Annotated in this window: 9 protein-coding genes; 7 read left to right on the plus strand and 2 right to left on the minus strand. The window is 69.3% G+C overall.

The window, feature by feature from the left end; translation table 11 throughout:
* Positions 1 to 41 precede the first annotated feature (41 nt).
* From JGS39_RS08180 to JGS39_RS08210, 7 genes are all read left to right on the plus strand, one after another.
* Positions 42 to 1,292: a polyamine ABC transporter substrate-binding protein gene (locus JGS39_RS08180; RefSeq protein ID WP_219568081.1), complete on the plus strand. Its 1,251-nt coding sequence runs from the start codon at positions 42 to 44 to the stop codon at positions 1,290 to 1,292.
* Between the two features lie 60 nt (positions 1,293 to 1,352).
* Positions 1,353 to 2,501, plus strand: a complete 1,149-nt coding sequence (locus JGS39_RS08185) for an ABC transporter ATP-binding protein (RefSeq protein WP_219568082.1) — start codon at positions 1,353 to 1,355, stop codon at positions 2,499 to 2,501.
* On the plus strand, positions 2,498 to 3,424 hold the full coding sequence (locus JGS39_RS08190; RefSeq protein ID WP_219568083.1) for an ABC transporter permease: 927 nt from the start codon (positions 2,498 to 2,500) through the stop codon (positions 3,422 to 3,424). The genes JGS39_RS08185 and JGS39_RS08190 overlap by 4 nt, the downstream gene beginning before the upstream one ends.
* Positions 3,424 to 4,224, plus strand: coding sequence for an ABC transporter permease (locus tag JGS39_RS08195; protein ID WP_219568084.1), 801 nt, complete (start codon positions 3,424 to 3,426; stop codon positions 4,222 to 4,224). The genes JGS39_RS08190 and JGS39_RS08195 overlap by 1 nt, the downstream gene beginning before the upstream one ends.
* Positions 4,225 to 4,247: 23 nt before the next feature.
* Entirely contained in the window at positions 4,248 to 5,663 is a 1,416-nt protein-coding gene (locus JGS39_RS08200; RefSeq protein ID WP_219568085.1) for an NAD(P)/FAD-dependent oxidoreductase, read from the plus strand.
* 252 nt (positions 5,664 to 5,915) lie between these two features.
* Positions 5,916 to 6,365 (plus strand): hypothetical protein, encoded by a 450-nt coding sequence (locus JGS39_RS08205; RefSeq protein WP_219568086.1) that lies wholly within the window; start codon positions 5,916 to 5,918, stop codon positions 6,363 to 6,365.
* Between the two features lie 87 nt (positions 6,366 to 6,452).
* Positions 6,453 to 8,282: a chitinase gene (locus JGS39_RS08210; RefSeq protein ID WP_219568087.1), complete on the plus strand. Its 1,830-nt coding sequence runs from the start codon at positions 6,453 to 6,455 to the stop codon at positions 8,280 to 8,282.
* Here the strand turns inward: JGS39_RS08210 and JGS39_RS08215 are convergent.
* Together JGS39_RS08215 and gabT are read right to left on the minus strand one after the other, a co-directional pair.
* Entirely contained in the window at positions 8,233 to 9,051 is an 819-nt protein-coding gene (locus JGS39_RS08215) for a phosphatase PAP2 family protein (RefSeq protein WP_236063235.1), read from the minus strand. The genes JGS39_RS08210 and JGS39_RS08215 overlap by 50 nt on opposite strands.
* A 149-nt stretch (positions 9,052 to 9,200) precedes the next feature.
* On the minus strand, positions 9,201 to 10,417 hold a 1,217-nt coding region (gabT, locus tag JGS39_RS08220; RefSeq protein WP_219568089.1), incomplete at its 5' end, for a 4-aminobutyrate--2-oxoglutarate transaminase.

Raw genomic sequence — 10,417 nt, forward strand, 5'->3', positions numbered from 1 at the left:
CGGCCGGTCCGGCCGCACACCCACCCGAAAGGGCAACGCGTATGGAGCAGTACGAGCCCGAGCGACTCTCCGCGGCCCAGCTGGCCGCGATGCGCCGGAGTCTGACCAATGGCAGGGGAGCCCTCACCCGCCGATCGCTGCTGCGCGCCTCAGGCATGGGCGCCCTCGCGATCGGCGGTCTGGGGACACTGAGCGCGTGCGGCATCCCGCCCGCCAAACGCGAGGGCGACGCGGCTGCGGCCTCGGACGACCACTCGGCCAAGGAGAAGCAGGTCAACTTCTCCAACTGGACCGAGTACATGGACGTCAGCGAGGACGAGAAACACCGGCCCACCCTGGAAGCGTTCACCGAACGCACCGGGATCAAGGTGAAGTACACCGAGGACATCAACGACAACGTCGAGTTCTTCGGGAAGATCAAACCGCAGCTCGCGGCCGGCCAGGACACCGGCCGCGACCTGATCATCGTCACCGACTGGCTGGCCGCCCGCATCATCCGGCTCGGCTGGGCCCAGAAGCTCGACCCGGCGAACCTGCCGCACGCGTTCGCCAACCTCTCGCCCCAGTTCCGCACCCCCGACTGGGACCCGGGCCGCGCCTACTCCTACCCCTGGACCGGCATCCCGACCGTCATCGCGTACAACTCCAAGGCGACCGGCGGCCGCAAGGTCGACTCCGTGACGCAGCTGCTCGACGACCCCACCCTCAAGGGCCGGGTCGCGTTCCTCTCCGAGATGCGCGACTCCGTCGGGATGACCCTGCTCGACATGGGCAAGGACCCGGGCAAGTTCACCGACGCCGACTACGACGCCGCGATAGGCCGGATGCAGAAGGGCGTCGACAAGAACCAGATACGCCGCTTCACCGGCAACGACTACACCGCCGACCTCGACAAGGGCGACATCGCCGCCTGCGTCGCCTGGGCCGGTGACATCATCCAGCTGCAGGCCGGCAACCCGGACATCAAGTTCGCCATCCCGGCCGCCGGATACATCACCTCCAGCGACAACATGCTGGTCCCGGCCAAGGCCCGGCACAAGACGAACGCCGAGAAGCTCATGGACTACTACTACGAGCCCCCGGTCGCCGCCCAGCTCGCCGCGTACATCAACTACGTCTGCCCGGTCGACGGGGTCCGCGAGGAACTCGCCAGGATCGACAAGGCGATGGCCGCCAACACGCTGATCCTCCCGGACAAGGCGATGGCCGCCAGGTCGCACGCCTTCCGCTCCCTGACCGCCGAGGAAGAGACGGCGTACGAGGAGAAGTTCGCCAAGCTCATCGGCGCCTGACCCCCAACGCCACGCCCTCCCTCCCCTGATCTCCCTCTGACACCACTGGGACTGCGATCCATGACACAGCAGCAGACAGGCGGCGACGTCCGCCTCACCGGGATCAGCAAGACGTACGGCTCCTTCGCCGCCGTCCAACCGCTCGATCTGACCGTCCCGCAGGGTTCCTTCTTCGCGTTGCTCGGCGCGTCCGGCTGCGGCAAGACCACCACCCTGCGGATGATCGCGGGCCTGGAGGAGGCCACCACCGGAACCGTCACCCTCGGCGGCCGGGACATCACCGGCCTCCCCCCGTACAAGCGGCCCGTCAACACCGTCTTCCAGAGTTACGCGCTGTTCCCGCACCTCGACATCACGGAGAACGTCGCCTTCGGACTGCGCCGGCGCGGCATCAAGTCGGTCAAGAAGCAGGTCGACGACATGCTGGAACTCGTCCAGCTCGGCGACTTCGCCAGGCGCAGGCCCCATCAGCTCTCCGGCGGCCAGCAGCAGCGCGTCGCCGTCGCCCGCGCCCTGATCAACCACCCGCAGGTGCTGCTCCTCGACGAACCGCTCGGCGCCCTCGACCTCAAGCTGCGCCGCCAGATGCAGCTCGAGCTCAAGCGGATCCAGACCGAGGTCGGCATCACGTTCATCCACGTCACCCACGACCAGGAGGAGGCCATGACCATGGCCGACACCGTCGCGGTGATGAACGCGGGCCGGGTCGAGCAGCTCGGCGACCCGGCGGATCTGTACGAGAACCCGCGGACCACGTTCGTCGCCAACTTCCTCGGTACCTCCAACCTCATCGAGGGCGAGGTCGTCTCCACCGGCACGGACATCGTCGTATCGGCCGGCGGCGGCAAGCTGAGGCTGCCCGCCGACCGCTGTCCGGCGCCGACCGCGAACGGCGGCAGGCTGCTCCTCGGCATCCGCCCCGAGAAGATATCCCTCGCCCACCGCGACGACGCCGACGAGATAGCCGAGGGCCGTAACCGGGTCACCGGCCGCATCGTCGACTCCAGCTTCATCGGGGTCTCCACGCAGTACGTGGTGGAGAGCCCGGCGGGCAAGTCCCTCCAGGTCTACGAGCAGAACGTCGAGAGGCGCGCGCGGCTCACCCCCGGGGCCGAGGTCGTCCTGCACTGGAACCCGGCCCACACCTTCGGTCTGGACGCCGCCCAGGACATCGACGCCGGTGTGGAGACGGTGGAGGACGCGGCGTGAGCCTCACCAAGGAGGCGCCACCGGCCCCCGCCACCGAGCCGGTCCTGCGCAAGCCCTCCACCCGCAGGCGCCTCGTGCCGTACTGGCTGCTGCTCCCCGGCATCCTGTGGCTCGTCGTCTTCTTCGCGCTGCCGCTGGTCTACCAGGCCTCGACCTCCGTACAGACCGGCTCCCTGGAGCAGGGGTACGAGGTCACCTGGCACTTCCAGACGTACTGGGACGCGCTGACCGACTACTACCCGCAGTTCATCCGGTCCCTGCTGTACGCGGGCACCGCCACGATCCTGTGTCTGCTGCTCGGCTACCCGCTCGCCTACCTCATCGCGTTCAAGGCCGGCCGCTGGCGGAACCTGGTGCTGGTGCTGGTCATCGCGCCGTTCTTCACCAGCTTCCTGATCCGTACGCTCGCCTGGAAGACGATCCTCGCGGACGGCGGGGCGGTCGTCGACGTACTGAACACGCTGCACGTCCTGGACGTCACCAGCTGGCTCGGCTGGACCGAGAACAACCGCGTCCTGGCCACACCGATGGCGGTCGTCTGCGGTCTCACGTACAACTTCCTGCCGTTCATGATCCTGCCGCTCTACACCTCGCTGGAGCGGATCGACGGCCGGCTGCACGAGGCCGCCGGGGACCTGTACGCCACGCCCGCCACCACCTTCCGCAAGGTGACGTTCCCGCTGTCCATGCCGGGTGTCGTCTCCGGGACGCTGCTGACCTTCATCCCGGCCAGCGGTGACTACGTCAACGCGGAACTGCTGGGCTCCACCGACACCAAGATGGTCGGCAGCGTCATCCAGACCCAGTTCCTGCGCGTCCTCGACTATCCGACGGCGGCCGCGCTCTCCTTCATCCTCATGGCGGTCGTCCTGATCGCGGTCACCTTCTACATCCGCCGCTCCGGGACGGAGGACCTGGTCTGATGCCCGTACTGCGCTGGCTGCGACGCCATCTGATCGTCATCGCGGGTCTGCTGACCCTCGCCTACATGATCCTTCCGAACATCGTCGTGATGGTGTTCTCCTTCAACAAGCCCAACGGGCGCTTCAACTACTCCTGGCAGCGCTTCTCGACCGACGCCTGGAAGGACCCCTGCGGCGTCGCCGACATGTGCGGCTCGCTCTCGCTCTCCCTCCAGATCGCCGTCTGGGCCACGGTCGGCGCGACCGTCCTCGGCACGATGATCGCGTTCGCCCTGGTCCGCTACCGCTTCCGGGCGCGCGGCGCGATCAACTCGCTGATCTTCCTGCCGATGGCGATGCCCGAGGTCGTCATGGCCGCGTCCCTGCTCACGCTGTTCCTGAACATGGGTGCGCAGCTGGGCTTCTGGACGATCCTCATCGCCCACATCATGTTCTGCCTCAGCTTCGTCGTGACGGCCGTCAAGGCGCGCGTCATGTCGATGGACCCGAGGCTGGAGGAGGCGGCCCGCGATCTGTACGCGGGACCGGTACAGACCTTCGTGCGGGTGACCCTGCCGATCGCCGCCCCCGGAATCGCCGCGGGAGCGCTGCTCGCCTTCGCGCTCTCCTTCGACGATTTCATCATCACCAATTTCAACGCGGGTTCGACCGTCACCTTCCCCATGTTCGTCTGGGGCTCGGCACAGCGCGGCACACCCGTACAGATCAACGTCATCGGCACGGCGATGTTCATCATTGCGGTACTGGTGGTTCTCGCCGGTCAGCTGATCGCGAACCGGCGCAAAAAAGCACAACCCTGAAAGTCCCGAAGGAGTTGGAAACCATGGCCCCAGCTGCCATGCGTACTGCCGCACAATCACTCGCCGACGCGAAGCCGGTGTCGTTCTGGCTGGACGACCCCGGCAGGCCCGAAGCGCTTCCCGCACTCACCGGTGACGAGCACTGCGATCTGCTCGTCATCGGGGGCGGCTACAGCGGACTGTGGACCGCGCTGCTCGCCAAGGAACGCGAACCGGAACGCGATGTCGTCCTGATCGAGGGGCGTGAGACGGGCTGGGCCGCCTCGGGCCGCAACGGCGGATTCTGCGCCGCCTCCCTCACCCACGGCCTGCCCAACGGCCTGGAGCGCTGGCCCGACGAGATCAAGAAGCTGGAGGAACTCGGCGCGCGCAACCTGGACGCCATCGAGGCGGCCGTGGCCCGCTACTCCATCGACTGCGAGTTCGAGCGCACCGGCGAGATCGATGTCGCCACCCAGCCCCACCAGCTCGAAGAGCTGCGGGAATGGCATCAGGAAGCCGAACGGCACGGCTTCGGCGGAGTCGAGTTCCTCGACGAGGACGCGCTGCGCGCCGAAGTCGACTCACCGACATTCCTGGGCGGTCTCTGGGACCGCCGCGGCGTCGCGATGCTGCACCCGGCCAAGCTGGTCTGGGGCCTGAAGCAGGCCTGCCTCGACCTCGGTGTGCGGATCTACGAACACACCCGCGGGCTGGAACTGGCCAGAACCGGAACCGGAATGGCGGTCCGCACACCGTACGGAAAGGTCCTCGCCCGCCGGGTCGCTCTGGGGACGAACATCTTCCCCTCGCTCGTGAAACGGGTCCGCCCGTACACCGTCCCGGTCTACGACTACGCGCTGATGACCGAACCACTGACCGAGGACCAGCTCGCCGCCATCGGCTGGAAGAACCGGCAGGGGCTCGGGGACAGTGCCAACCAGTTCCACTACTTCCGGCTTTCCGCGGACAACCGGATCCTGTGGGGCGGATACGACGCGATCTATCCGTACGGTGGCCGGCTCAGCGCCGATCTCGACCAGCGGCCCGAGACGTTCCTGAAACTCGCCGGACAGTTCTTCGAGTGTTTCCCGCAATTGGCGGGCGTGCGCTTCAGCCATGCCTGGGGCGGTGCGATCGACACTTGCTCCCGGTTCTCCGCATTCTTCGGTACGGCCCATCAGGGACGGGTCGCCTACGCGGCCGGATTCACCGGGCTCGGCGTCGGCGCCACCCGGTTCGGTGCCGACGTCATGCTCGACCTCCTGGCGGGCGGACCGACCGAGCGGACCGCCCTGGAGATGGTGCGGACGAAGCCGATGCCCTTCCCGCCGGAGCCCCTCGCCTGGGCCGGGATCGAGCTGACGAAGCGGTCGCTGGCCAGGGCCGACGACAACGGCGGTCACCGCAACCTGTGGCTGCGGACGATGGACCGCGTGGGCCTCGGCTTCGACAGCTGAACCACGGGCCGGGTGGGCCTCGGCTTCGACAGCTGATTCACGGGCCGGGTGGGCCTCGGCTTTGCTTCGGCAGTCGAAACCACGGGCTGCGTGGGCCTCGGCTGCTCCGACAGCTGAACCACGGGCCGCGGGCCGGTGACCCAGATCACTACCGATGGGTAGCCGAACCCGCGTAATGGATCGGCCCGACCCCTCTCTCCCGGGTGAACGCACCGGCGCCTCTGCCGGTGCGACACGGAACGGAGGCCGGTCATGACGGGCGCGGGGGCCAGGGCAGCAGTCGAGTGGCTTGCATCGGTGGCACCGGATCCCGGCGCCTGCCGGTGGGAATGGGAGCGCAATCCGCGAGGGGTGGCGCTCCTGCCCGCCGGCCGGCGCTGGGACGTGCTGATTCTTCCGGGGGAGCTGGGCTATCCGACGCTCGACGTGCTCACCCGCCTCATCGACCGGCCGGGACCGGTCCTCGCCGGCTTCGGCGACGCCCGCATGGGCTTCTTCGTGCCGCCGGGCACGGCCTCCCGCTGGGTGGGCACGGGGGTGCGGGGCGCGGGCCGCGGTACCTGGATCGTCGTACCCCACCCGGGGCGGGCCGTCGTCGGCAAGGTGCGCTGGCTGATCCCGCCGGACGGATCCGGCACGCTCACCGACGCCACGCTGCTGGAGCTGGCGATGCACGAAGCCGCGGCGGGAGGCCGGGAATAGCGGGGCGGATGCCAGAGGTCTTGACAACCCGATTGGTCTGGACCATGTTGTGCGCCACCATCAATTCCCCCCTGCACGGAGGCCGTTGTGGAACGCACGGGACCCCCCGCCCGCATGACCGGACTTCTGGCGGCCTTCTCGGCCGCCCTGCTGGCCGTCGGCGGCCTGGCCGCGACGGCGCCGAGCGCCTCGGCGGCCGACGCCGATGTGGCACGCAACGGCACCTTCGAGGCCGGCCTGACCGGCTGGAACTGTACGGGCGGCAGCGGTGTCGCCGTCAGCACGCCCGTACACGGCGGCACCTCGGCGCTGAAGGCGACCCCGGCCGGCAGCGACAACGCCAAGTGCTCCCAGACCGTGACGGTCAAGCCCAACTCCGCGTACACCCTGAGCGCCTGGGTGCAGGGCAGCTACGTCTACCTGGGCGCGGAGGGCACCGGCACGACGGACGTGTCCACCTGGACGCAGTCCGCCGGGGCCTGGCAGAAGCTCACCACCACGTTCAGGACCGGGGCGTCGACCACCTCGGCCAAGGTCTACACGCACGGCTGGTACGGCACCCCCGCCTACTACGCCGACGACCTCACCCTCGTCGGCCCCGGCGGCGACCCGGTCGTGCTCCCGGCGGTCCCCGCGGGCCTCAGGGCCGGCGCGCCCACCTCGTCCTCGGTCCCGCTGTCCTGGACCGCCGCCACGGGCGCCACCGGCTACAACGTCTACCGGGGCGGTGCGCTGGTCCTCTCCGCCACCGGTACCTCGGCGACCGTGACGGGCCTGACCGCCTCGACCGCGTACAGCTTCCAGGTCACCGCCACCAACGAGGCGGGCGAGTCCGCGAAGTCCGCCGCCGTCTCAGCGACCACGACGGCGGGCGGCGGAGGCGGTGGTGGTGGCTCGGGCCTCCCGGCCCACGCGCTCGTCGGCTATCTGCACTCCAGCTTCGCCAACGGCTCCGGCTACACCCGCATGGCGGACGTGCCCGACTCCTGGGACGTCATCGACCTGGCCTTCGGCGAGCCGACCTCCGTCACCTCCGGCGACATCCGCTTCTCGCTCTGCCCGGTCACCGAGTGCCCGAACGTCGAGTCCGTGGCCGAGTTCAAGGCGGCCATCAAGGCCAAGCAGGCGGCGGGCAAGAAGGTGCTGATCTCCATCGGCGGCCAGAACGGCCAGGTGCAGCTCGCCACCACCGCCGCCCGTGACACCTTCGTCTCCTCGGTCAGCAAGATCATCGACGAGTACGGTCTCGACGGCCTGGACATCGACTTCGAGGGCCACTCCCTCTCGCTGAACACCGGCGACACCGACTTCCGCAGCCCCACCACGCCCGTCGTCGTCAACCTGATCTCCGCGGTGAAGTCCCTCAAGGCCAAGTACGGCGAGAAGTTCGTCCTCACCATGGCCCCCGAGACCTTCTTCGTGCAGCTCGGCTACCAGTACTACGGCTCCGGGCCGTGGGGCGGCCAGGACCCGCGCGCCGGGGCCTACCTGCCGGTGATCCACGCGCTGCGCGACGACCTCACGCTGCTGCACGTCCAGGACTACAACTCGGGCTCCATCATGGGTCTGGACAACCAGTACCACTCCATGGGCGGCGCCGACTTCCACATCGCGATGACCGACATGCTGCTGACCGGCTTCCCGGTGGCGGGCGACCAGACCAAGGTCTTCCCCGGGCTCCGCCCCGACCAGGTCGCGATCGGCCTGCCCGCCTCCACCCAGGCGGGCAACGGACACACCTCGCCCGCCGAGGTCACCAAGGCACTGAACTGCCTGACGAAGAAGACCGACTGCGGCTCGTACGCCACCCACGGCACCTGGTCGGGACTGCGCGGACTGATGACGTGGTCCGTCAACTGGGACCGGTTCAACAACTGGGCGTTCTCCAAGAACTTCGACGCCTACTTCGGCGGCTGAGCACCCACAGCGCGACCAGCAGCGATCCGCACAGCCACCAGCTGCCGGCCACGTCGAGAGGCCAGTGGTAGCCGCGGAGCACCAGACCGATGCCCGTCGCCACCGTCATCAGGACGGCGGCGACGGGCATCATCCATGCGTACCGCACGTACGGGGCGAGCAGGAGCGCCGCGGCGCCGTACGCCACGGCGGCGGTCGCGGCATGGCCCGAGGGGTAGTACCCGGTGGCGTCGGTCAGCGGTCCCGGGCGGGCGATCCAGTCCTTGAGCGGGACGACGAGCAGCGGCACGGCCGCCATGGCCAGGGCCGCTGCGAGCGGCGCCCGCCGCTCCCCGCGCACCAGGGTCCACAGGATCGCGCAGCCGAGGACCGGGAGGGCGACCTGCATGTTGCCGAGATCGGCGAGGAGTTCGGTGAGCCGCTCGGGACCGTGCCCGACGAGGGCGCGGCCGGCTCGCTCGTCCAGGCGGCGCAGCGGGCCGTCGGCCGCGATCTGCCAGGTGGTGAGTGCGAACAGGGCCGACAGGCCCGACACCACGGAGAGGAAAAGGGCCGTCCGGCCCGGGACAGGGGGGGTTGTTCCGGGCCGGACGGTGGGACCGGTGTGCCGCGCGCCCCGGGGGGTGTGGGGCGGGCGGCCATCCGATCGGTGAGGAGTTCCGGAGCCGGAGGCTCCAGTGGTGTGCGCGAAGGCACAACCAGGACGGCGCTGGGGAAGCTCCGGCCCGGCATCGCCCGCAGTCCCCTGCGGGCGGGGTGTTTCTCTCATCTGCGGAAACCGTACGTCAGGCAACAGGGGGACCGACAGCGTGAACGGTATCCCGCCATCGCCCCCGCACACCTTCTTCACAGGCCCTCACGCGGGCGCCGGGCATCCAAGGAGAAAACGCCGTGTGCCGCCACCGGGGGGCCGGCGGATCAGACTCCGGCGAACGCCTGCTCAAGGACGTCGAGGCCCTCGTTCAGAAGGTCCTCGCCGATCACCAGCGGCGGCAGGAAGCGCAGGACGTTGCCGTACGTGCCACACGTCAGGACCAGCACGCCCTCGGCGTGGCAGGCCTTCGCGAGCTGCGCGGCGGCCTCCGGGTTCGGGTCCTTCGTGCCCGCCTTCACCAGCTCGATCGCGATCATCGCGCCACGGCCGCGGATGTCGCCGATGAGTTCACCGTTCGGCAGCTTCGACTGCATCTCGGCGAGCCGGCCCTTCATGACCTGCTCGATGCGCTTCGCCTTGCCGTTCAGGTCCAGCTCGCGCATCGTCTCGATCGCGCCGAGCGCACCCGCGCAGGCGACCGGGTTCCCGCCGTAGGTGCCACCGAGGCCGCCGGCGTGCGCGGCGTCCATGATCTCGGCGCGGCCGGTCACGGCGGAGAGCGGAAGGCCACCCGCGATGCCCTTGGCGGTCGTGATCAGGTCCGGGACGATGCCCTCGTCCTCGCAGGCGAACCACTGGCCGGTGCGGCAGAAACCGGACTGGATCTCGTCGGCGACGAAGACGATGCCGTTGTCCTTGGCGAACTGCGCGATCGCCGGCAGGAAGCCCTTGGCAGGCTCGATGAAGCCGCCCTCGCCGAGGACCGGCTCGATGATGATCGCCGCGACGTTCTCCGCGCCGATCTGCTTGGTGATCTGGTCGATCGCCTGGGCGGACGCCTCCGCGCCGGCGTTCTCGGCACCGGTCGGCCAGCGGTAGCCGTACGCCACCGGGACGCGGTAGACCTCGGGCGCGAACGGGCCGAAGCCGTGCTTGTACGGCATGTTCTTCGCGGTCAGCGCCATCGTGAGGTTGGTCCGGCCGTGGTAGCCGTGGTCGAAGACGACGACCGCGGTGCGCTTGGTGTGGGCGCGGGCGATCTTCACCGCGTTCTCGACGGCCTCGGCGCCCGAGTTGAACAGGGCGGACTTCTTCGCGTGGTCGCCGGGGGTGAGCTCGGCGAGCTGCTCGCAGACCTCGACGTACCCCTCGTACGGCGTGACCATGAAACAGGTGTGGGTGAAGTCGGCGAGCTGGGCGGAGGCCCGGCGCACGACGGCCTCGGCGGAGGCGCCGACCGAGGTCACGGCGATGCCGGAACCGAAGTCGATCAGACGGTTCCCGTCCACGTCCTCGATGATCCCGCCGCCCGCGCGGGCGG

The sequence above is a fragment of the Streptomyces poriferorum genome, assembly GCF_019399235.1.
Classification (GTDB): domain Bacteria; phylum Actinomycetota; class Actinomycetes; order Streptomycetales; family Streptomycetaceae; genus Streptomyces; species Streptomyces poriferorum.